This window comes from Pseudomonas sp. BS3782 TE3695 (genome assembly GCF_050435305.1).
Taxonomy (GTDB): domain Bacteria; phylum Pseudomonadota; class Gammaproteobacteria; order Pseudomonadales; family Pseudomonadaceae; genus Aquipseudomonas.
Map to the genome: position 1 here is coordinate 4,928,715 of NZ_JBNDKB010000001.1, position 21,963 is coordinate 4,950,677.

Sequence of the window (21,963 nt, forward strand, 5' to 3'; positions counted from 1 at the left end):
AGAGACCTCCTGTTTAGGTTTCGGGACATGCATGCCGATCGATTTCGACTAGCCCCAACGCATCACAGCCAACAGCCACACCAGGGACAACGCGAACGCCACCCAGATGCTCCAGTCGGTGACGCCGATTACCAGCAAATGCAGGTAGGCGCTGCCGAGAAGACCGATAAACAGCCGATCACCACGGGTAGTGGCAATCGGCAAAAAACCACGCCGAGGGATACTCGGCGAACGCAATTCCCAGGTCGTCATGCCCGCCAGCGTCAAGGCAATGACACTGAAGAACGCCGCCGTGGGGCCAGTCCAACTCATCCATTCCATCATCAGTTCCTCATACCCGGCCCAGGGCAAAGCCCTTGGCCACGTGGTTGCGAACAAACCAGATCACCAGCATGCCCGGCAGGATGGTCAACACCCCCGCTGCCGCCAGCACCCCCCAGTCGATGCCGGACGCCGAGACCGTGCGGGTCATCACCGCCGCGATGGGTTTGGCGTTCACCGAGGTCAGAGTTCGCGCCAGCAGCAGCTCGACCCAGGAAAACATGAAGCAGAAAAACGCCGTGACGCCGATCCCGGAGCCGATCAGCGGGACGAAGATCTTCACGAAGAACTTGGGGAAACTGTAGCCGTCGATGTAGGCGGTTTCGTCAATTTCCTTGGGAACGCCGGACATGAAGCCTTCAAGAATCCACACCGCCAACGGCACGTTGAACAGACAGTGAGCCAGCGCCACCGCGATGTGGGTGTCAAACAGCCCGATCGAGGAATACAACTGGAAGAACGGCAGCAGGAAAACTGCCGGTGGCGCCATGCGGTTGGTCAGCAGCCAGAAAAACAGGTGCTTGTCGCCGAGGAAACGATAGCGTGAAAACGCATACGCCGCCGGCAGCGCCACGCTCAGGGAAATCACCGTGTTGAGGCTCACGTAGTACAGCGAGTTGAGGTAACCGGTGTACCAGCTAGGGTCGGTGAAGATCACTTTGTAGTTGGCGAAGGTGAAATCCTGGGGAAACAGCGTCAGACCACCGAGGATTTCGGTGTTGCTCTTGAAGGACATATTCAGCAGCCAGTAGATCGGCACCAGCAGGAACAGGATGTAGATCAGCAACGGGATAAGCTTTCTCTTGCTCATGGCGGGCCTCACCGATTGGCGTCAGAGTGAGTCATGGCGGTGTAGAACAGCCACGACACCAACAGAATGATCAGGAAGTACACCAGCGAGAAAGCTGCCGCCGGGCCGAGGTCGAATTGCCCGATGGCCATTTGGGTCAAGGTCTGACTCAAGAAAGTCGTGGCATTCCCCGGACCGCCCCCCGTCAGCACGAACGGTTCGGTGTAGATCATGAAGCTGTCCATGAACCGCAGCATCACCGCGATCAGCAACACGCTTTTGAGCTTGGGCAACTGGATGTGTCGGAACACCGCCCAAGCCGACGCCCGATCAATTCGCGCCGCCTGGTAATACACGTCCGGAATCGCCCGCAAACCGGAGAAACACAACAGCGCCACCAGCGACGTCCAGTGCCAGACGTCCATCACCAACACCGTGACCCAGGCATCCATGGTGTTGGCCGCATAGTTGTAGTTGATGCCCATGGCGTTGAGGCTCGAACCGAGCAAGCCAATGTCGGCCCGGCCGAAAATCTGCCAGATGGTGCCGACCACGTTCCACGGAATCAGCAGCGGAATCGCCAGAATAATCAGCACCAGCGACGACCAGCGGCCCTTGATCGGCATGGTCAGGGCGATGGCGATACCCAATGGAATTTCGATCAACAACACGCAGCCGGAGTAGATGAACTGGCGCAGCAGCGAGTCATGCAGCCGTGGATCGAGCAGCACCTGCCTGTACCAGTCGGCACCGACGAAGTAGCGGCTGGACTGGTCGAAGATGTCCTGCACCGAGTAGTTGACCACCGTCATCATCGGGATCACCGCACTGAATGCCACCAGCAGGAACACCGGCAACACCAGCCACCAGGCCTTGTTGTTCTGCACCTTGTTCATGGCCGCACCTCCAACAGGTAATCATCGGCATAGACCATCAGCCATTGCGCCGGAAAACTGATGTGCGCCGTGCCTTCAGGCACTGGTTTGTCTTCGGCCAGGCGTACTTTCAGCGGCGCGCCGTCTAGGTTCAGGGTCATGATCTTGTAGGTACCGAGGTCTTCGACGTGTAGGACCTGTGCCTGCATTGCTTCATCACAGGGTTCGTCCCACACATGGACGAACTCCGGACGGATGCCGACCTTCAGGGTTTTCCATTCGGACTCGGCGATTCGTTTCTGCATCGTGTCGGACAATGGCAAGTGAGTCCCGGCAAAACCGACACCGCCGGCTTGTGGCTGGACCTCGATCAGGTTCATCCCCGGGCTGCCGATGAAATAGCCGACAAAGGTGTGGCTCGGCCGTTCGAACAATTCCCGTGGCGTACCGAACTGCACGATCTGGCCGCCATACATCACGGCGATCTTGTCAGCGAAGGTCGAAGCTTCGAGCTGATCGTGGGTGACGTAGACCATGGTGATGTTGAACTGCTCGTGGATCTGCTTGAGCTTGCGCCGCAGTTTCCACTTCAGGTGCGGGTCGATCACCGTCAGCGGTTCATCGAAGAGAATCGCCGACACGTCATCGCGCACCAGCCCACGGCCCATGGAGACTTTCTGTTTTTCATCGGCGGTGAGGTTGCGCGCCTTTTTGTACAGCAGTGCCTGGAGATCGAGGACTTCAGCGATTTCCTGCACCTTGGTGTGAATTTTCGCTTCCGCCATGCCCTGATTGCGCAACGGGAAGGCCAGGTTATCGAACACCGTCATGGTGTCGTAGACCACCGGAAACTGGAAAACCTGGGCGATGTTGCGCTTTTCCGGGGTCAGTTCGTTGACCACTTTACTGTCGAACAGCACTTGGCCCTGGGACGGGCTGAGTAACCCGGAAATGATGTTGAGCAAGGTCGACTTGCCGCACCCCGAAGGCCCGAGCAGCGCATAGGCACCGCCCTGCTCCCAGACGTGGTCCATCTCGCGAATCGCGTAATCCTCAGGGCCGGCCGGCGTTGGGGTGTAGCTGTGGGCAAGGTTCTGCAAACGGATTTCGGCCATCAGGCAACCCTCGCAATGCGTCGACCAGGCGCCTGGACCAGCCGTCCCTGCATATCGAACACAAACAGTTTATGGGTCGGGATATAGATGCGAATTGGCGCATCGACGTCGTATTCATGGACACCCGGCAAATGCAGCACCAGCAGGAAATATTCGTTGCGCACGTGCAGGAAAGTTTCCGAACCGCTGATCTCGGCCACCTCGACGGTCACCGCCAGTTCGAGGTCATCGTCGTTACTCGGCACCAGCGAAATGTGGCTGGGGCGCACACCGAAACGGAACTCACCCTCGCCCACCGGCCGCAGATCGACGTTCAACGGGAAGTGCACGAAGTTGGCGAAACTGACTTCGTTGCCGGCAATGCGCCCCGGCATCAGGTTGATCGGCGGCTCGGAAAACAGCTCAGCCGCCAGCACGGTTTGCGGCTGGTGGTACACCTCGGAGGACTTGCCGCTCTGAATCACCCGACCTTCGTGAAGAATCGTGGTGGTACCGCCCAGCGCCAGGGCTTCGTTGGGTTCGGTGGTGGCATAAATCGCGATGGTGTGCCGGGCCTTGAACAGCTCGCGCATTTCCTGCCGAAGCTCTTCGCGCAGCTTGTAGTCGAGGTTGACCAGCGGCTCATCGAACAGAATCAGCTCGGCATCCTTGACCAGCGCCCGGGCCATGGCGGTGCGCTGTTGCTGGCCGCCGGAGAGTTCCAGAGGATAACGTTTGAGGAATTTCTCGATGCGCAGCATCTTCGCGGTGTCCAGCACTTTGCTCTGGATCAACTCGTTGGAAACGCCGGACTGGCGCAGCGGCGAAGCGATGTTCTCGAACACCGTCATGGTCGGGTAATTGATGAACTGCTGATAGACCATCGACACGTTGCGCAAACGCACCGGGCGCTGGGTGACATCGACACCGTTCATCAGGATGCGGCCACTGTCGGGTTTATCCAGGCCTGCCATCAGGCGCATGAGGCTGGTTTTGCCGGACAGCGTGCGACCGAGCAAAACATTGAACGATCCGGGTTCGAAGTTAAGGCACGCATCGTCGATCCAGGTCTGACCCTCGACGGTACGGCTGACGTGCTCCAGGACTAATGACATGGCTCGGCCTTTTTATTATTGGAGTCAAGCGACCGGAGCACTACAGCGACATTCGTGCCAGAAATTCCAAGCGATTGATCTGGCTTGGAAATCCTTCAAATAGAGGGAAAACCGCGTTCATAGCTGAACAGAAATGAACAACCGCGACTGAACAATTGAACAGTTAAAAGATTGACAATGAACAATAGTGAACAACACTCTACGGATGCTTTTTGCGTGATCCACCGCATTCATCTCGTGATGAACGCGGCCACCGTAGGAGCTGCCGAAGCCTGCGATCTTTTGACTTTTAGCGTCTGTACAAACGCCGAAGATCAAAAGATCGCAGCCTTCGGGAGCTCCTACAGGTATTGTTTTCGGCGTGATATCGCGGCGGCCCAAAGAGGCTTTGTGGCGCGCTGAACGTTTTGCAAAACCCATAAAAACAATAAAAGCTTGCTCAGAGATCGACTGCCATGGCCGCGCCTGCCCCGCCGCTCTCCCACGATGCCATCATCCAGGACTCCTGGTCCCGCTGCCGCGCGTTCGGGCTCAATCATCAGAGTGCGCCGGCGTTCGATCAGCTACCCGCCGATGGCATCGCCCAGTTGCTGGAGAGCCAGCATTCACTGGTGCAGACCACCCATCAGGAAGTCCTGCCGTATTACGAGAACATCCTCAGCAACTCCAATTGCCTGATCATGCTCGCCGACAATCAGGGCCAGGTGCTGACGTCCTGGGGTACCCAGCGTTTCATTGAGCCGAGCCTGGCTCGCGGTTTCAGCGCTGGCGCCAGCTGGATGGAGCGTTGCAGCGGCACCAATGCGATCGGCACCGCGTTGGCTTGCGAGCAGGCAGTGCACATCGAGCACGATGAGCATTTTCTCAAGGCCAACCGCTTCATGACCGGTTCCGCCGCACCGATTTTCGATGCCGAGCGCAAAGTAATCGCGGTGCTGGATGTGTCCAGCGACAGCTACCTGCCGCCGTCCCACACCCTGGGCATGGTCAAGATGATGAGCCAGACCGTGGAGAATCGGCTGATTCTCAACCTGTTCCACGGCCAGCATTTCCAGCTGACCTTCAACACCGGACTGAACAACCTCGACAGCCAATGGGCCGGGTTGCTGATCTTCGACGAAACCGGTCAGGTGCTGTCGGCCAATCGCCGGGCCGACAACCTGCTGGGCATCAGCCTGTCGCGGGTCAGCGTCGAAAGCCTGTTCAAAGTCTCTTTGCTCGAACTGCTGAACCAGCCGGACGGCCTGCCGTTTGCCCTGCAAGCCTCGGGGCGCAACCGATTCCAGTGCCTGCTGAAACGGCCGAAACAGGCGCCGATTCGGGCTCGTCTGTTTTCTGAACCTGAGCGTGCTGAACCCACGGCGCCAGCGCCCGCCGCGATCAGCCTCAATACCCTGCATTTTGGCGACAGCCGCGTGGAAAAAGCCGTGCGCCAGGCCGAGCGTTTGCTGGAAAAAGACATTCCGCTGTTAATTCACGGGGAAACCGGCGTCGGCAAGGAAGTCTTCGTCAAAGCCTTGCATCAGGCCAGTTCACGCAGCAAACAGCCGTTCATTGCCGTCAACTGTGCAGCGATCCCCGCCGAACTGGTGGAATCCGAATTGTTTGGCTATGAGAAAGGTGCGTTCACCGGTGCCAATCAGAAAGGCAGCATCGGGCTGATCCGCAAGGCCGACAAAGGCACCCTGTTTCTCGATGAAATTGGCGACATGCCCTTGCCGACCCAGGCCCGGCTGCTGCGGGTATTGCAAGAACGTTGCGTGCAACCGGTGGGCAGCAGTGAGCTGTTCCCGGTGGACATTCGGATCATTTCAGCGACCAACCGCTCGTTGCGCGAACAGGTTCAGTTAGGGCGGTTTCGTGAGGATTTGTATTACCGTATCGGCGGCTTGACCCTGGAACTGCCGCCACTGCGGGAACGCAGCGATAAGGAAGCGCTGTTCAAACGGCTGTGGGAACAGCACCGCGAACCGAGCCAATGGGCGGGCTTGAGCCGTGAAGTGATGGAGCTGTTCAGTCGTCATCCGTGGCCGGGGAACTTGCGTCAGGTCAGCAGTGTGATGCAGGTGGCACTGGCCATGGCCGAGGAACAACCCGTGCGGCCGGAGCATTTGCCGGATGATTTTTTTGTCGATCTGGAGATGGAGCCGGTGGATTCGCCGGAGCCGATAACCGTCGACCTCAATGATGCCGAGGAATTGAATCGGCAGTTGCAGGCGGCTGGGGGGAATATTTCGCATTTAGCCCGCAGGCTCGGGGTTAGTCGTAATACCCTTTACAAGCGATTGCGCCAGTTGGAAGGTTAAAAACGAAGATCAAAAGATCGCAGCCTTCGGCAGCTCCTACAGGATTTCGTTCACCCACAATGATGCGGTTGGACGCGGACCTGTGTAGGAGCTGCCAAAGGCTGCGATCTTTTGATCTTCAACCACCAAACAAAAACCCGCACAAGGCGGGTTTTGTTTTGTAGCAAACGCAGCGATCAGTCAGCCAATCGCCAGGTCGTCCCGCCCTTGCCGTCTTCCAGCACCACGCCCAGGGCGGTGAGCTGGTCGCGGATGCGGTCGGATTCAGCCCAGTCCTTGTTGGCACGAGCCGTCAGCCGCGCCTGGATCAATGCCTCAACCTCAGCCGCATCGACCCGCCCTTCGGCACCGGCCTGCAGGAAGTCATCGGCCTCGAGCTGCAACACACCCAGCACGCTCGCCAATTCTTTCAAACGAGCCGCCAGACCGGCCGCTGCATCGAGATCGCTCTCACGCAGACGGTTGATCTCGCGGACCATCTCGAACAACACCGCGCAGGCTTCCGGCGTACCGAAGTCGTCGTTCATCACCTGAGTGAAACGCTCGACGAACGCTTCGCCGCCAGCAGACGCCACGTTCGGCAGGCCTTTCAACGCGTGGTAGAAACGCTCGAGCGCGCCTTTGGCGTCCTTGAGGTTGTCTTCCGAATAGTTGATCGCGCTGCGGTAGTGGCTGGACACCAGCAGGTAACGCACGACTTCCGGGTGGTACTTTTCCAGCACGTCGCGAATGGTGAAGAAGTTGTTCAAGGACTTGGACATCTTCTCGCCATTGATACGAATCATGCCGCAATGCATCCACGCGTTGGCGTAGGTCTTGCCGGTGGCCGCTTCGCTCTGAGCGATTTCGTTTTCATGGTGCGGGAACTCGAGGTCGCTGCCGCCGCCATGAATGTCGAAAGTCTCACCCAGGCAGCAGGTGGACATCACCGAGCACTCGATGTGCCAGCCCGGACGACCGTCACCCCACGGCGAAGGCCAGCTCGGCTCGCCCGGCTTGGCGGCTTTCCACAGCACGAAGTCCAGTGGATCCTGCTTGGACTCGTCGACTTCGATGCGTGCGCCAATGCGCAGGTCTTCAATCTTCTTGCGCGACAGCTTGCCGTAACCCATGAACTTGGCGACGCGGTAGTACACGTCGCCATTTCCAGGGGCGTAGGCGTAGCCCTTGTCGATCAGGGTCTGGATCATGCTCTGCATACCAGCGATGTGATCGGTGGCCCGCGGTTCCATGTCCGGCTTGAGGATGTTGAGGCGAGCCTCATCTTCATGCATAGCGGTGATCATGCGCTCAGTGAGCACATTGAACGGCTCGCCGTTCTCCTTCGCCCGATTGATGATCTTGTCTTCGATGTCGGTGATGTTGCGCACATAGGTCAGGTTATAACCGCTAAACCGCAACCAGCGGGTCACCAGGTCAAACGCGACCATGCTGCGGCCATGGCCAATATGGCAGTAGTCGTACACGGTCATCCCGCAGACGTACATGCGCACATTGTTGCCATCCAGCGGCTTGAAGACTTCTTTGCTCTTGGTGAGCGTGTTGTAGATCGTTAGCACTTTATGTTGTTCCTTGAATCACTGGCCCCACGAATCACGCAAGGTCACGGTACGGTTGAATACCGGAGCGCCCGGTTTCGAGTCCTTGATATCCGCGACGAAGTAACCTTCGCGCTCGAACTGGAAACGGTCTTCCGGCTGTGCATTGCCCAGCGAAGGCTCGGCACGACAACCAGTGAGAACTTGCAGCGAGTCAGGGTTGATGTTGTCCAGGAAACTGGCGCTGTCTTCGGCCTTTTCAGGGTTGGCCGAACGGAACAGACGATCGTACAGACGCACTTCGCACTCGACGCTGGCCGCCGCCGGCACCCAATGCACCACGCCTTTGACCTTGCGGCCTTCCGGGTTCTTGCCCAGGGTTTCAGGATCGTAGGAGCAACGCAGTTCGACGATATTGCCATCGGCGTCCTTGATCGCTTCGTCGGCACGGATCACGTAGCTGCCGCGCAGACGCACTTCGCCGTTTGGCTCCAGGCGCTTGTAGCCCTTCGGCGGCTCTTCCATGAAGTCTTCACGGTCGATGTAGATTTCACGGGCGAACGGCAGAACGCGCACGCCCATGTCTTCTTTCGGGTGACACGCCAATTCGAGGTTTTCGACCTGGCCTTCCGGGTAGTTGGTGATCACGACTTTCAGCGGACGCAACACGCACATGGCGCGTGGGGCGCTGTGGTCGAGGTCATCACGGATGCTGAATTCGAGCATGCCAAAATCGACGACGCCGTCGGAACGATTGGTGCCGATCATTTCGCAGAAATTGCGGATCGATTTCGGCGTGTAACCACGGCGGCGGAAACCCGACAGCGTGGACATGCGCGGATCGTCCCAACCGTGAACGTGCTTTTCATCGACCAGTTGCTTGAGCTTGCGCTTGCTGGTGATGGTGTAGTTCAGATTCAAGCGGCTGAACTCATACTGACGTGGGTGCGCCGGCACGGGCAGGTTGTCGAGGAACCAGTCGTACAGCGGACGGTGGCTTTCGAACTCCAGGGTGCAGATCGAATGCGTGATGCCTTCGATGGCGTCCGACTGACCGTGGGTGAAGTCGTAGTTCGGGTAGATGCACCACTTGTCGCCGGTCTGGTGGTGATGCGCGTGACGGATGCGATACATGATCGGGTCGCGCAGGTTCATGTTCGGCGAGGCCATGTCGATCTTGGCCCGCAGCACACGTGCGCCGTCCGGGAACTCGCCGGCGCGCATGCGGGCGAACCAGTCCAGGTTCTCTTCCACGGAGCGGTCACGGAACGGGCTGTTCTTGCCCGGCTCGGTCAAGCTGCCACGGTATTCCTTGGCTTGCTCGGGGCTCAGGTCGTCGACGTAAGCCTTGCCGGCCTTGATCAGCTCGACCGCCCAGTCGTGCAACTGGTCGAAATACTGCGAGGCATAGCGCACTTCACCGGACCATTCGAAGCCCAGCCATTTGACGTCGCTTTCGATCGCGTCGATGTATTCCTGGTCTTCCTTGGCCGGGTTGGTGTCGTCGAAACGCAGGTGCGTGACGCCGCCGAATTCCTCTGCCAGGCCGAAGTTCACACAGATCGACTTGGCGTGACCGATGTGCAGGTAGCCGTTGGGCTCAGGCGGGAAACGGGTGACGATCTGCGTGTGCTTACCCGAGTCCAGGTCCGCCTGGATGATCGGGCGCAGGAAATTGACCGGCACGGCAGGGCCGGTCTTGGAATTCGAGGTCGGGTCGACAGTGGGCTTGCTCATAGGATCCTTGAACGTACAAGTGCGCGGCCAGTTGGCCAAATCAAAGCGGCTGTTATAAATCAAAGGGGCTTATCATAGCCGATGCTGTCAAGTGGCTGACAGAGCAGGCCGGCAATCGGTTGCATTTAATCGGTTGCCAATAAAAAACAGCCTCGAAATTCGCGCCCGGCACGCTAAACTGCGTGCCTTGGCCGACACAGGCCGGACGGGTTGAGGGCCTGAACGCCCTGAAACCCACGAATTCATAGAAAACGTATCTTCTGAAAAAGAGTCCCCATCATGACCCAAGTCAAACTGTCCACCAACTTCGGCGACATCGTCCTGGAACTGAACGCTGAGAAAGCCCCGATCACCGTGGCCAACTTCATCGAGTACGTCAAAGCCGGTCACTACGAAAACACCATTTTCCACCGTGTCATCGGCAACTTCATGATCCAGGGCGGCGGTTTCGAGCCAGGCATGAAAGAAAAGAAAGACAAGCGCCCAAGCATCCAGAACGAAGCCGACAACGGCCTGCCGAACGTGAAGTACAGCGTGGCCATGGCCCGCACCATGGAGCCGCATTCGGCTTCCGCCCAGTTCTTCATCAACGTGGCTGACAACAGCTTCCTCAACCACAGCGGCAAAACCGCTCAGGGTTGGGGCTACGCCGTATTCGCCAAAGTAGTTGAAGGCACCGACGTGGTTGACAAGATCAAAGGCGTGGCCACGACGTCCAAAGCCGGCCACCAGGACGTACCCGCAGACGACGTGATCATCGAGAAAGCCGAGATCATTGAGTGATACTGCTGATTTCAGATTTGCATCTGGAAGAGGAGCGCCCGGACATTACCCGGGCGTTTCTGGATTTGCTCGCTGGACGCGCCCGTTCGGCGAGTGCGTTGTACATTCTGGGCGACTTTTTCGAGGCGTGGATTGGCGACGATGCCATGACCCCTTTCCAGCGTTCCATCTGCCAGGCCCTGCGGAACTTGAGCGACAGCGGCACGGCCATTTTTCTGATGCACGGCAATCGCGACTTCATGCTTGGCCAGGCCTTCTGCAAACAGGCCGGCTGCACGTTGTTGAAAGACCCGAGTGTCGTGCAGTTTTACGGCGAGCCGGTGCTGTTGATGCACGGCGACAGTCTCTGCACCCGCGACGTCGGCTATATGAAGCTGCGACGCTACCTGCGTAACCCGATCACCCTGTTCATCCTGCGGCATCTGCCCTTGCGTACTCGGCATAAACTGGCGCGCAAGCTGCGCAATGAAAGCCGGACGCAGACGCGGATGAAGGCCAATGACATTGTCGATGTCACACCGGAAGAAGTGCCGCGGGTCATGCAGGCCTATGGCGTGAAAACCTTGATCCACGGCCATACCCATCGCCCGGCCATCCACAAGTTGCAGATTGGCGAGCAGGCGGCCAAACGCATTGTGTTGGGGGATTGGGATCGTCAGGGGTGGGCGTTGCAGGTGGATGAACAAGGGTTTGCGTTGGCGCCGTTTGATTTCACCCCGCCGCCACAACTGGCAGCACCCGCAAACTAACGGCCGAACACAAAATCCTTGTGGGAGCGGGCTTGCTCGCGAAGGCGGATTCACATTCAACATCTCTGTTGACTGTCACACCGCTTTCGCGAGCAAGCCCGCTCCCACATTGACCGCGTTTTGCCTCAATGCCCCGCCGAGGCCGGCCCCGCCTTCGCCGCAAACGGTGGTTTCGCCAGCCATACCAGCAAGATCAACCCCATGAACGCCCACCCCAGCAACGTGAAGTAATCCACGGTGGAGAGCATATACGCCTGGCTGGTCAGCACATGATCCAGCTGCGCGTAAGCCGGGTTACCCGCCCCTCCCAATGCATTCAACGCCTCCCGGGTCGCCGGCTCATACGTGGTAATGCTTTCACTCAAATACGCATGGTGCTGATCGGCGCGGCGAATCCAGATCCAGGTCGTCAACGACGCCGCAAAACTACCGCCCAGGGTCCTCAGGAACGTCGCAAGGCCTGCGCCGTCGGCAATCTGGCTCGGTGGCAAATCCGACATCAAAATGCTCAAGGTCGGCATGAAGAACAGCGCCACGCCAATGCCCATGAACAACTGCACCAGCGCGATGTGCTGGAAGTCCACTTCGTTGGTAAACCCGGCGCGCATGAAGCAACTCAAACCAATGCACAGGAACGCTCCACCGGCCAATAGTCGCAGGTCAAACTTGTGCGCGTACTTGCCGACAAACGGCGACAGCAGCACCGGCAGAATGCCGATCGGTGCCACCGCCAATCCGGCCCAAGTGGCGGTGTAGCCCATTTGGGTTTGCAACCATTGCGGCAGGATCAGGTTGATGCCGAAGAACCCGGCATAACCGCCCACCAGCACGATGGTGCCGATACGAAAGTTACGGTAAGCGAACAACCGCAGGTTGACCACCGGGTGTTTGTCGGTCATTTCCCAGATCACGAACACCGCCAGAGCAATCACTGAAATAGCCGCGCCGATGATGATGAAATTCGATTCGAACCAGTCCAGGTCATTGCCCTTGTCGAGGATCACCTGCAACGCGCCGACACCGATGATCAACGTGATCAGACCGACGTAATCCATTGGCTGGTAACTGGTCACCACCGGCCGCGCCTTGAGTTGCTGGCGCACGACCATCACTGCGAAAACCCCGATCGGTACGTTGATAAAGAAAATCCACGGCCAGCTGTAGCTGTCAGTAATCCAGCCGCCGAGGATCGGCCCTGCAATCGGCGCCACCACCGTGACCATCGCCAGCAGCGCCAAGGCCATGCCTCGCCTGGCGGGTGGATAGACTGCGATCAACAGCGTCTGGGTCATCGGGTACAAGGGACCTGCCACCAGGCCTTGAAGCACTCGAAAGCCGATCAGCTCCGGCATCGAGGTTGAGATGCCACAGAGAAACGACGCCAGCACGAACAGGATCGTCGCCCAGAGAAACAGCTTCACCTCACCGAAACGCCGGCTGAGCCAACCGGTCAGCGGCAGCGCGATGGCGTTGCTCACGGCAAACGAGGTGATGACCCAGGTGCCCTGCTCCGAACTCACGCCCAGGTTGCCGGAAATCGTCGGCAAGGCGACGTTGGCGATGGTGGTGTCGAGCACCTGCATGAAGGTCGCCAGCGACAGGCCGATGGTACTGAGCAGCAGGCTGGGCGGCGTGAAAGACGCGTTATTGCTCATCGCGAATCCTTTGAAACCTAATTGGCACGGCGCCTGTTACTGACGCAGCTGACCTTATGGGAGCGAGCTTTTGTGGCGAGGGAGCTTGCTCCCGCTCGGCTGCGAAGCAGTCGCAGAGCTTTTGGGGTCGCTTCGCGACCCAGCGGGAGCAAGCTCCCTCGCCACAAAGGCTCACTCCCACAGGGTCGGTGTGATGACCAATCAACGGTGCGCGGTTTTACTGACCGCGGCGCTGTTGTCATGGATCAGCTGGGTGATCATCGCGTCGGCCTCGGCCAACTGCCGGTCGTAGATGCCGGTGCTGAACGAAGCCTTTTGCGGCGACTGTTGCGCCAGCACCGGACCACTCTGGTCACGCAGGTTCACATCGACCTGAGTCGACAGGCCAACCCGCAATGGGTGCCTGGCCAGCTCTTCGGCATTGATGTGAATCCGCACCGGCACCCGCTGGACGATCTTGATCCAGTTACCGGTGGCGTTCTGCGCCGGCAGCAAGGCAAACGCACTGCCCGTCCCGGCGCCGAGGCTGTCGATGGTGCCGCTGTATTTGACGTCGCTGCCGTAGAGGTCGGCCTCGATGTCCACCGGCTGACCGATGCGCATGTCACGCAGCTGGGTTTCCTTGAAGTTGGCGTCGATCCACAGCTGATCCAACGGGATCACCGCCATCAGCGCGGTGCCCGGCTGGACCCGCTGGCCCAGTTGCACGCTGCGTTTGGCCACGTAACCGGTGACCGGCGCGATCAAAGTGCTGCGGGCATGGGTCAGGTACGCCTGACGCAATTGCGCGGCGGCGGACATCACGTCCGGGTGCGACGACACTACGGTGTCATCCACCAGCGCGCTGGTGGTCATGAGTTGTTGTTTGGCGTTGGCCAGGGCGTTCTGCGCCGAGGTCAGGTCATCACGGGCGTGGGACAGTTCTTCCTGGGAAATCGCCCCGCCAGCAGCGAGGTTTTTCCGGCGATTGAAGTTGTCCTGGGCCTTTTGCACTTCGGCCTGTTGCGCATTGACCTGGGCTTTCATCCCGTCGACATTGCTGTACAAACCGCGCACCTGGCGCACGGTGCGGGCCAGATTGGCCTGGGCACTTTGCAGACCGACTTCGGCGTCGTTCGGGTCAAAGTTGACCAGCACCTGGCCTTCGTGGACCAGATCGCCATCGTCGGCACCAATGCTGACCACGGTGCCAGTGACCAGCGGGGTGATTTCCACCACGTTGCCGTTCACATAGGCGTCGTCGGTGCTTTCATTCCAGCGACCGTAAAACTCTTGATAACCCCAGACGCTGAGCCCGACGAGGATCACCACGATGGTCAGTGCAAACAGCATCACTTTGCGCTTACGTGGATTGCTCGCGTCTTGAGCGTTGTCAGGGGCTTGGGATGTATCGACAGTGGCCATGACGGGTACCTTGAATTAGTTGTGCTGCGTGGCTGGGGTTGCGTTAGCCGCGGTCAGGGTTTCGCCTTGGAAGCCGCCGCCCAGCGCTTGCATCAGTTGAATCGACAGGTCGATCTGCTCGGCATTCAGGTTGGCCAGTTGACGCTGGGCCTGGAGCAATTGCTGCTCGATGCTGAGCACGTCCAGGTAATTACCGATGCCGGAACCGTAGCGCTGGACCACGGTGTTGTAAGAATCCTGGGCAATGTCGGTGGCGTGCTGCTGGGCGCCGATTTGCCGGCCGATATCGCGCAACTGGTTAATGGTGTCGCTGACATCACCCAAGGCTTTCACCAGGCTTTTGTTGTACTGCGCCACTGCGAGGTCGTAATCGGCGTCGCGGGAATCGAGGTCGGCCCGCAGGCGGCCACCGTCGAAAATCGGTACCGAGATCGTCGGAGCGACGTTGAAGAAGCGACTGGCGGAACCGAACATCGCATCGCCCAGCAATGACTCCACGCCCGCCGCCGCACTCAGGTTGAGATTGGGGTAGAACCGGGTCTTGCCCGCGGCGATGTTTTTGCTCGCGGCTTCAACCCGCCAACGTGCCGCTACCAGGTCCGGGCGACGACCGAGCAATTCGGCAGGCAGCACCGACGGCAACGCCACGGCGCTGGCCTGAAGAACTCTCGGCCGGACGATTTCGTTACCACGATCCGGACCTTTACCCAGCAGCACCGCCAGAGCGATTTTCGCGCTTTGCAGGCGTTTCTCGGCGTCGATCAGGCTGGCTTCGGCGCTGGCTTCCAGGCTTTCGGTCTGCTGGAACTGGTATTGGCTGTCGATCCCCGAGCTCAGGCGACGCTGGCTGAGGTCGAGCATTTGTTGGGTGCGCTTGAGGTCTTCGCTGGCCAGGTCATGGATGATATGCGCCTGCCCCAAATCGCTGTAGGCGCGGGCGACGTCGGCGGACAAGGTCAGCTGCGCAGCCTGTTGGTCGACTTCGGCGGCACGGGCCTGGCCCAATGCGGCTTCCCAGGCATCGCGCTGGCCGCCCCAAAGGTCGAAGTTGTAATTGAAACTCGCACCGAGATTACGCACGGTGGAATAGGTGCCGCCCTGCCCGCTCGGGTCCTGATCGCGGGCCAGACGCGAACGGCTGACACCGGCGCTGGCAGCGAGGGTCGGCATCCGCGCAGCGTCGGCGGCATAGGCAGCGGCGCTGGCCTGATGGCTGCGGGCGTCGGCGATTTGCATGTCGGGGCTGTCGTGTAGGGCTTCGAGGATCAGGCCGTCGAGCTGCGGATCGCCGAGGCTTTTCCACCAGTCGCTTTTTGGCCACGCCGCAGGCGACAGGGTCACGCCGTTGAGGGATTGCCCGGCCTTGAGATTTTTCGCATCGAGGCTGACGCCTTCGGTGGTCAGGCCGCTGTAACTGGCGCAACCGGCGAGGCTCATGGCCAACAGCACCAGGCTCAATCCGCTGCGCAGGCTTTTACTGTTCATGGCCACCTACCCGCAGCAGGGTGATTGAGTCACCCGCCGCTACCAGAATTTTCTTCAGGATCTGTTCCAGGGTTTTCAATTCTTGCGGGGTGATGGCGCCGGCCAGTTCATTCATGGCGTCGGCGCCGATCTGCGGCAACTGATCGGTCAGTTGCTGGCCCTGTTCGGTCAGCACCAACTGAACCTGACGCCGGTCTGCCTCGGAGCGTTGGCGGGCGAGGAAACCTTTCTGTTCCAGACGATCGAGCATGCGGGTCATCGAACCGCTGTCCAGCGACAGGTGACGGCACAGCTCGGCCGGGGTATCGACACCGAACTGGGCCATGATGATCAGCACTTTGAACTGCGCGGCGGTGATGCCGTGGGGTTCCATGTGCGTGTCGATGATCCGGTCCTTGAGCAGCGCAGCGCGCCCGAGCAAAAGACCGAGATGGCACTGCTGGAAATTTTCTGGGGTGAAATGCTTCATCTGACCACCGATTAGCTGCCTAGGCAGAGAATGTATGTCGAGATGTTACTGCCTAGGCAGAGAATGTCAACGCAATAGTTAGGCTGCTTTGTATTTGGTTAATAAATGGTGCGCCTGAAAGCAAAAAGACCGCAGCCTTCGGCAGCTCCTACGGAATCGCGTACACCCATGAATATGGATGTACGCTGCCTTTGTAGGAGCTGCCGAAGGCTGCGATCTTTTGATCTTCAGGAGGGCTAGAAATCCCGCTTGTAGAAGATGTCCAGCGAACTGGCCACGCCGCTGGCGGCTTCGAGGTAGACCTTTTTGCTCAGTTTGTAGCGCAAGGCGATGGTGTTGGCCGGTTCGAACACCCCGACGCCATAACGCAGGCTGAGTTTTTCCGAAATGTTGCCGCTGGCCACCACGGCGGTGTTGGCGCCGCTGCCTTGGGTATCGAGCTGGAAGTCCTGAATGCCCAGGTTCTTGGCCAAGCCGCTGGTCACCCCGGAACTGCCCATCAAGCCCAACCCGAGGGCGGCTTGGGCGAGCATGTTGTTGTCTTCACCGGTGGTGCTCAGCGGACGCCCCAGCACCAGATAGGACAATGCCTGCTCCTGACTCATCGCCGGTTCGGAAAAGATCTGCGTGGTCGGCTGCTCGGCGCTGCCACTCAGACGAATGCCGGCGATGACATCATCGGTCTGGCGAATCGCTTCGATGTCCAGATACGGCTGATCGATGGGACCGGCAAACAACAGGCGTGCCCGGCGCACCGTCAACCGCTGGCCGTAGGCGCGATAACGCCCTTCGTTGAGCCACAGCTCGCCACGGGTGTCCATGTTGTCGCCGATGTGCACCTGGCCTTGCAGGTTGGCGGTCAGGCCGAAGCCGGCAAAGCTGAGTTTGTCCTGCCCCACCACCACATCGATGTCCATTGCCATGGCCATCGGCGGTTTGCCCTCTTCGGTCTGCTGACCGACGATCACCGTGTCATCGGAGACCTTGACAGTCGATGGCGGCAACTCGCGCACGATGATCTCGCCTTTGGGCACCAGCACTTTGCCGACGATTGCCAGTCTGTCGTCCTTCATGGAGATCTTCAGGTCCGGCGCGACTTCCAGCGTGGCATAGGGCTCGACGGTGACCGGCAACTGCGAGCCCTTGAGCGCCAGATCCACCACCAGCGCCTGGCCCCAGGCGATGTTGCCATTGAGGTTGCCCTGCCCGGTCTTGCCGCTTTTCCAGCCGCCGTTCAGTTGCACGGTTTCGCCGGCAATCACCGCTTGAAGTTGCAAGGCTTCGAGGGCCATCGGCAGTTCAGGCCCGGCGACTTCCCCGTCGCGCAGTTCAAGGTTGCCATTGACCAACGGCGCCAGCAGTCCACCGGACAATGTGCCGCTGCCGCTCAAATGCCCGGTAAGTTTCTCGACCATCGGCACAAACGGCCGCGCCACCGACAAGTCCAGGCCACTGAGGCGGAATGAACCGGTCAGCGGTTTGTTCTTCGGTAGCGGGTTGATTTGCGCCTGAACCATCAGTTCACCGAGCTTGCCGCCGACAAAGTTGAGGTCGGTGTCGATGCGTTTTGGCGTGAGTTTGCTGGTGAGTTTCAGGGTCTGGTACGGGAAGTCCAGCCATTGCTCCTTCTCGCGCATACGCAAGGTGCCGCCACTGGCGTCGATGTTGACCAGCCCGTTCGGGCCGCTGGCCGGCAAGTCCAGTTGCAGGTCGGCATTGAGCTTGCCCTGCCAGGCGAAATCCTTCGGCAACCATTGCGCGAGGCTGTCGATGGGGAACTGCTTGAGGTGATAACGCAGCTTCGGCTCGGGCATCAAGCGCTGGTCTTCGCCGCACAGGCTGGCCGGGCCGGACATCCAGCAATGGGCGCCGAAGTTGATTTTGCCGTCCGCCAGTCGCTCAAGCTTCGCCGGATTTTGCAGTTTCCAGTCCTGGCCACCGGCCTGGATCAGCCCACTGGCCAGACGCCCGCGCCAATTGCCCTTGTCCAGCGCGCCGTCGAGATCAAGCGCCAGTTTCAACTTCGGTCCTTGCAGATCGAGGGCGAGTTTCTGGTTTTTGATGTCGCCCTGACCGCTGGCGGTCAATGTGCCCAGTGACGTGTCGCCGGTCTGGATGCCGCTGCCCTTGAGGTCGATTTTCGCCCGCTGGGCGCTGTCGAGGGTGGCGTCCAGATTGAGGCTTTTCAGTCGATGGTCTTCGAAGGCCAATTGCGTGCCTTGCAGACCGAGCTTGCCTTGTGGCGCCTTGAGCGTGCCGGCCACATCGACCCGGCCATTGAGCTGACCGCGCAGTTGCGGCCAGAGCTGGGCCAGACGCGGCATCTTGATGTCGATCTGGCCGGTGAGTTTCTGTTGCAGGCTGCCCTGACCGTTGATGCTGTTGTCGCCAAGGCGAATCTGCAACACGCTGAGGTTCCATTGCTCGCCGCCGCCATCGGCCTTGGCTTGCAACACCGCCGGTTGCCCGCGCAGCTTGCCTTTCAAGTCCAGGTCGGCGGTCAGGCTGAGCGTTTCGTTTTTCATCTCGCCTTTGCTGCGCAAGGGACCGGCCAAGGTGCCTGGCAACTCCGCGAGCCAGTACGCCGGATTGATTGCCGAGAGGTCCAGCGCCGTGTCCCAAGCAATACCGTCGGCGAACTGCAGATTCAGGTGCCCTTCGGCCTTGCCCTGCCCGGCTTCGAGTTTGAATTGCGGCAGGTGGATTTTGCTCAGATCGCCGCTGAACGGGCTGTTCAGATTGAACGCCCCGGCCGGGCCATCCAGTGCGGCTTTGAAGTTACCGATGTAGTGGCCGTCGGTGTAGGAAACCTCACCGTTGAAACTGCGCAGCGCCACTTGCGGCTCGTCGATCAGCGGATAGAGACGGCGCCACGGGAAATCCAGCCAGTCGATTTTCGCCTCAGCGCTCAGGCCTTTGCTCCAGTCCACTTGCCCGGTGAGCTTGAGGCTTTGTTTGTCGTTGGCCGTCAGGTCGAGGCCGGCGATCTGCGCGCCCCTGGCGTCGACCTTGCCTTGCAGCAACAGCGCAACCGGGCCTTGCTCTGCGGGCAACGTCGCTTTGCCGAGCAACTGGTAACCGTTTTTCAGGTCGCCGTCGCCGGTGAGTTCCAGTTGATTGAGTTGCAGGGTATCCGGTAGATCGGCGCTGGGTTTGAAGCCGTCGGCGGTGATGCGCACTTTGGCCGGCAGGTTTTCCACCAGCGGTTGCAGCTCGCCGGTGAGTTGGCCGTTCAGATAGCCGCTGCTGTCGGCTTTCAGGTTCAGGGTTTTCAGCAGATCGCCGTCGACCTTCAGGGCCAGTGCCCATGGTTCGGTATCCGGCGACGGCAAAGTCAGTTTGCCTTCAGCGGTCAGAGGCCAGTTGCCGCTCGGTTGCAACAGGCCGGACAGGTTGAGGCTCAGTTCATCACGCTGCAAATGCACCGAGTCGATCTGCAAACCCTTCTCGGTCCAGTGCGCCGCCAGTTGCAGCCCCTTGAGTTCTTCACTGCCGTTGAACAGCAGGCGGCCGATTTTGACGTCGCCCAATTCGATGGCCAGCGGCAACTTCAAGTCCGGCAGGCTGATCGGCCCGCTGCTTTGCTCTTCCACGCCCGGCGGGAATTGCAGGCTGACCTGCTCGGCCTGCAATTGCTCGATGCACAACGTCCTGCGCATCAGACACAGCGGCGACCAGGCGAAAATCGCTTTGTTCAGCTCAACCCGGCTGCTGTCCTGCTGCCACACCAGATGATCGGCACTCCACTGCCCACCCAAACGGCCCTGGAAATTCTCCACGGTCAAACCCGGCACAAACCCGAGCGCCCAGCGACTGCCCGTCGGAGTGCCCAGCACGGTGACCAGTGTCAGCACGATCAGCATCAGCAGTGCTGGAATCGCCAGCAGCGTTATTTTCAAACCGCGCTTCACAGCTCAGGCCCCATGGAAAAGTGCAATCGAATGCCGCCGTCGTCGTCCATCGCGTGGGCCAGGTCGAGGCGAATCGGCCCCACCGGCGAGACCCAGCGCACACCAATACCGACGCCGGTCTTGAGGTTCGGCAGTTCGAGTGTGTTGAAGGAGTTGCCCTGGTCGATGAAGGTCGCGACCCGCCATTTTTCGGCGACGGAGTATTGATACTCGACGCTGCCGGCCACCATGTAACGGCCACCGATACGGTCGCCATCGGAGTTTTCCGGGGACAGGCTCTGGTAGTCGTAACCGCGCACGCTCTGATCGCCACCGGCGAAGAAGCGCAAGGACGGCGGCACCGATTTGTAGCCGTTGGTGGCGCTGCCGCCGACCTGCACCCGACCGAGAAAACGGTGTTTGTCGAAGACCGTGGTCAGGCCTTTGACCAGCGCCGTGCCATAGAGCAAGTTGGTGTCCGAACCCAATCCTTCCTTGGCGACTTTGGTTTCGAATTGCAGGCGATAACCGTTGTGCGGATCGATGCGGTTGTCGCTTTTTAGGTAGGAGTAACTCACGCCGGGCATCAGCAACGTACTGAGCCCCGAATCGTCACCGAGTTTGTATTCCTCGCGCTGCCATTTGAGCGATACCACCCGCTGCCAGCCGCTGGGCAACTTGCTGTGCCATTCGGGGCCGAGGGTCAGCAGTTTGCTGAGGGTGTCGGTGCCGGCGATCTCTTCGTTCTGATAACCGCCGGCAAAGCGCAGTTTGTCGGTCAGCGGTGGGTCCAGCGGCACGTCGTAAAACAGCCCGACGTTCTGCCGTGGCGCCGAAATCTCGGCCTCCCAGCCATAACTGTGCCCTTGGGGATTGACCCAATGCCGCGTCCAGTTGGCTTTGGCCCGTGGACCGACGTCCGTGGAAAAGCCCAGACCGAGGCCCATGGTCCGTGGCTTGCGGGTTTGGAGTTTGACCGCCACCGGGATCACGTCATCCTTGGACGCGGTCGGCGCTGCATCGACGCGCACGCCCTCGAAATAACCGCTCGATTGCAGCGCCTGATTGAGTTCGGCGATCAGTTCGGAGTCATAGGGTGTACCCGCTTTGAACGGCACCATGCGTTGCAGCAGGTCTTCGTCGAATGGCGTGTCGCCTTCAAAACTGACTTTACCCAGCGCATAACGCGGGCCGCTGTCGTAGATCAATTCGATATCGGCGACGCCGGCACGCGGGTCCACCAAGAGTTTCTGGCGGGTGAAGCGCCCACTGAAAAAGCCGTAGCGCGAGGCCTGGTTCTGGATCAACCGCTTCGCGTCCTCGTAATGGCCATGGTTGAGTACCGCGCCGGGTTTCAGTAGATCGCTTTGGGGTACACGGAAGGATTTGAACGAGGCCGCCGGGCCTTCGATGCGCACCGTGACATTGCGTAAATGGATCGGCTCACCGGGTTCGATGTTCAGCACCAGGCGCGGCGTCTTGCCGCCCTTCACGTCGCTGTCGATTTGCGGCTGGTAATAACCCAAGGCCTGGGCGGCCTTGCGCGCCTGTTCTTCGGCACCGCGACTGAAGCGCAGCAAGGCTTCCTCATCGCGATCGCCGAGGCTACCGATATAGCCTTCTATATTGGCTTTGAGTTCATCGTTGGACGGTTTGATCCGCACATCCAATTCACTTTGCGCCAGCGCCGCGCAGCTGGAGATCAGCATCAGTACGCCACTGGTAAATCTTCCGGAAAACTTCATAGCGCGG

Annotated in this window: 17 protein-coding genes; 4 read left to right on the top strand and 13 right to left on the bottom strand. The window is 59.6% G+C overall.

Going from position 1 to position 21,963, the window contains the following annotated elements:
* Positions 1–48 precede the first annotated feature (48 nt).
* The 5 genes from ABH909_RS22220 to ABH909_RS22240 are packed head-to-tail and all read right to left on the bottom strand — an operon-like array spanning position 49 to position 4,195.
* Entirely contained in the window at positions 49–321 is a 273-nt protein-coding gene (locus tag ABH909_RS22220) for a DUF2160 domain-containing protein (protein ID WP_038983664.1), read from the bottom strand.
* A 10-nt stretch (positions 322–331) separates the two neighbouring features.
* Positions 332–1,132 (bottom strand): carbohydrate ABC transporter permease, encoded by an 801-nt coding sequence (locus ABH909_RS22225; RefSeq protein WP_007896138.1) that lies wholly within the window; start codon positions 1,130–1,132, stop codon positions 332–334.
* 8 nt (positions 1,133–1,140) lie between these two features.
* Positions 1,141–2,007 (bottom strand): carbohydrate ABC transporter permease, encoded by an 867-nt coding sequence (locus ABH909_RS22230; protein ID WP_048396906.1) that lies wholly within the window; start codon positions 2,005–2,007, stop codon positions 1,141–1,143.
* Positions 2,004–3,101, bottom strand: coding sequence for an ABC transporter ATP-binding protein (locus ABH909_RS22235; RefSeq protein WP_429437135.1), 1,098 nt, complete (start codon positions 3,099–3,101; stop codon positions 2,004–2,006). Before ABH909_RS22235 ends, ABH909_RS22230 begins: the two co-directional genes overlap by 4 nt.
* A complete protein-coding gene (locus ABH909_RS22240; RefSeq protein ID WP_429437137.1) occupies positions 3,101–4,195 on the bottom strand; it encodes an ABC transporter ATP-binding protein in 1,095 nt (364 codons plus the stop codon). Before ABH909_RS22240 ends, ABH909_RS22235 begins: the two co-directional genes overlap by 1 nt.
* Before the next feature lie 177 nt (positions 4,196–4,372).
* On the opposite strand from ABH909_RS22240, the gene ABH909_RS22245 reads away from it, so the two are divergent.
* Positions 4,373–4,597, top strand: coding sequence for a hypothetical protein (locus ABH909_RS22245; protein WP_429437139.1), 225 nt, complete (start codon positions 4,373–4,375; stop codon positions 4,595–4,597).
* A 53-nt stretch (positions 4,598–4,650) separates the two neighbouring features.
* On the top strand, positions 4,651–6,501 hold the full coding sequence (locus ABH909_RS22250; RefSeq protein WP_429437142.1) for a sigma-54-dependent Fis family transcriptional regulator: 1,851 nt from the start codon (positions 4,651–4,653) through the stop codon (positions 6,499–6,501).
* Between the two features lie 176 nt (positions 6,502–6,677).
* Here the strand turns inward: ABH909_RS22250 and cysS are convergent, their stop codons facing one another.
* Both cysS and ABH909_RS22260 read right to left on the bottom strand, forming a co-directional pair.
* Positions 6,678–8,060 (bottom strand): cysteine--tRNA ligase, encoded by a 1,383-nt coding sequence (gene cysS, locus ABH909_RS22255; RefSeq protein ID WP_429437145.1) that lies wholly within the window; start codon positions 8,058–8,060, stop codon positions 6,678–6,680.
* 18 nt (positions 8,061–8,078) lie between these two features.
* Complete coding sequence (locus ABH909_RS22260; protein WP_429437147.1) at positions 8,079–9,776, bottom strand: glutamine--tRNA ligase/YqeY domain fusion protein; 1,698 nt, start codon at positions 9,774–9,776, stop codon at positions 8,079–8,081.
* 279 nt (positions 9,777–10,055) lie between these two features.
* Here ABH909_RS22260 and ABH909_RS22265 point away from each other — a divergent pair, with 279 nt between their 5' ends.
* Both ABH909_RS22265 and lpxH read left to right on the top strand, forming a co-directional pair.
* Positions 10,056–10,559, top strand: a complete 504-nt coding sequence (locus ABH909_RS22265) for a peptidylprolyl isomerase (protein ID WP_429437149.1) — start codon at positions 10,056–10,058, stop codon at positions 10,557–10,559.
* Positions 10,556–11,308, top strand: a complete 753-nt coding sequence (lpxH, locus tag ABH909_RS22270; RefSeq protein WP_429437151.1) for a UDP-2,3-diacylglucosamine diphosphatase — start codon at positions 10,556–10,558, stop codon at positions 11,306–11,308. The genes ABH909_RS22265 and lpxH overlap by 4 nt, the downstream gene beginning before the upstream one ends.
* Positions 11,309–11,433: 125 nt before the next feature.
* Here the strand turns inward: lpxH and ABH909_RS22275 are convergent, their stop codons facing one another.
* The 6 genes from ABH909_RS22275 to ABH909_RS22300 form a co-directional block, all read right to left on the bottom strand.
* Positions 11,434–12,963 (bottom strand): DHA2 family efflux MFS transporter permease subunit, encoded by a 1,530-nt coding sequence (locus ABH909_RS22275; protein ID WP_429437153.1) that lies wholly within the window; start codon positions 12,961–12,963, stop codon positions 11,434–11,436.
* A gap of 201 nt (positions 12,964–13,164) precedes the next feature.
* Positions 13,165–14,367 carry an efflux RND transporter periplasmic adaptor subunit gene (locus tag ABH909_RS22280; RefSeq protein WP_429437155.1) on the bottom strand — a complete coding sequence of 401 codons (1,203 nt, stop codon included), beginning with the start codon at positions 14,365–14,367 and terminating at the stop codon, positions 13,165–13,167.
* 15 nt (positions 14,368–14,382) lie between these two features.
* Positions 14,383–15,852 (bottom strand): efflux transporter outer membrane subunit, encoded by a 1,470-nt coding sequence (locus ABH909_RS22285; RefSeq protein WP_429437158.1) that lies wholly within the window; start codon positions 15,850–15,852, stop codon positions 14,383–14,385.
* Positions 15,842–16,321: a MarR family winged helix-turn-helix transcriptional regulator gene (locus tag ABH909_RS22290; RefSeq protein ID WP_429437161.1), complete on the bottom strand. Its 480-nt coding sequence runs from the start codon at positions 16,319–16,321 to the stop codon at positions 15,842–15,844. Before ABH909_RS22290 ends, ABH909_RS22285 begins: the two co-directional genes overlap by 11 nt.
* A gap of 236 nt (positions 16,322–16,557) precedes the next feature.
* Complete coding sequence (locus ABH909_RS22295) at positions 16,558–20,232, bottom strand: translocation/assembly module TamB domain-containing protein (RefSeq protein ID WP_429437164.1); 3,675 nt, start codon at positions 20,230–20,232, stop codon at positions 16,558–16,560.
* The gene (locus ABH909_RS22300; RefSeq protein ID WP_429437167.1) at positions 20,229–21,956 is read right to left on the bottom strand and encodes an autotransporter assembly complex protein TamA; all 1,728 of its coding nucleotides are present in this window, start codon (positions 21,954–21,956) and stop codon (positions 20,229–20,231) included. The genes ABH909_RS22295 and ABH909_RS22300 overlap by 4 nt, the downstream gene beginning before the upstream one ends.
* Positions 21,957–21,963 lie beyond the last annotated feature (7 nt).

Excerpts from the sequence above, each read along its gene's own strand:
- ABH909_RS22245 (WP_429437139.1), top strand. The coding sequence starts at position 4,373 with ATGAACAATAGTGAACAACACTCTACGGATGCTTTTTGCGTGATCCAC.
- ABH909_RS22285 (WP_429437158.1), bottom strand. The coding sequence starts at position 15,852 with ATGAACAGTAAAAGCCTGCGCAGCGGATTGAGCCTGGTGCTGTTGGCC.
- ABH909_RS22280 (WP_429437155.1), bottom strand. The coding sequence starts at position 14,367 with ATGGCCACTGTCGATACATCCCAAGCCCCTGACAACGCTCAAGACGCG.
- ABH909_RS22225 (WP_007896138.1), bottom strand. The coding sequence starts at position 1,132 with ATGAGCAAGAGAAAGCTTATCCCGTTGCTGATCTACATCCTGTTCCTG.
- ABH909_RS22300 (WP_429437167.1), bottom strand. The coding sequence starts at position 21,956 with ATGAAGTTTTCCGGAAGATTTACCAGTGGCGTACTGATGCTGATCTCC.
- ABH909_RS22240 (WP_429437137.1), bottom strand. The coding sequence starts at position 4,195 with ATGTCATTAGTCCTGGAGCACGTCAGCCGTACCGTCGAGGGTCAGACC.
- ABH909_RS22260 (WP_429437147.1), bottom strand. The coding sequence starts at position 9,776 with ATGAGCAAGCCCACTGTCGACCCGACCTCGAATTCCAAGACCGGCCCT.
- ABH909_RS22275 (WP_429437153.1), bottom strand. The coding sequence starts at position 12,963 with ATGAGCAATAACGCGTCTTTCACGCCGCCCAGCCTGCTGCTCAGTACC.
- ABH909_RS22265 (WP_429437149.1), top strand. The coding sequence starts at position 10,056 with ATGACCCAAGTCAAACTGTCCACCAACTTCGGCGACATCGTCCTGGAA.
- ABH909_RS22230 (WP_048396906.1), bottom strand. The coding sequence starts at position 2,007 with ATGAACAAGGTGCAGAACAACAAGGCCTGGTGGCTGGTGTTGCCGGTG.
- ABH909_RS22290 (WP_429437161.1), bottom strand. The coding sequence starts at position 16,321 with ATGAAGCATTTCACCCCAGAAAATTTCCAGCAGTGCCATCTCGGTCTT.
- ABH909_RS22220 (WP_038983664.1), bottom strand. The coding sequence starts at position 321 with ATGGAATGGATGAGTTGGACTGGCCCCACGGCGGCGTTCTTCAGTGTC.
- ABH909_RS22235 (WP_429437135.1), bottom strand. The coding sequence starts at position 3,101 with ATGGCCGAAATCCGTTTGCAGAACCTTGCCCACAGCTACACCCCAACG.
- ABH909_RS22250 (WP_429437142.1), top strand. The coding sequence starts at position 4,651 with ATGGCCGCGCCTGCCCCGCCGCTCTCCCACGATGCCATCATCCAGGAC.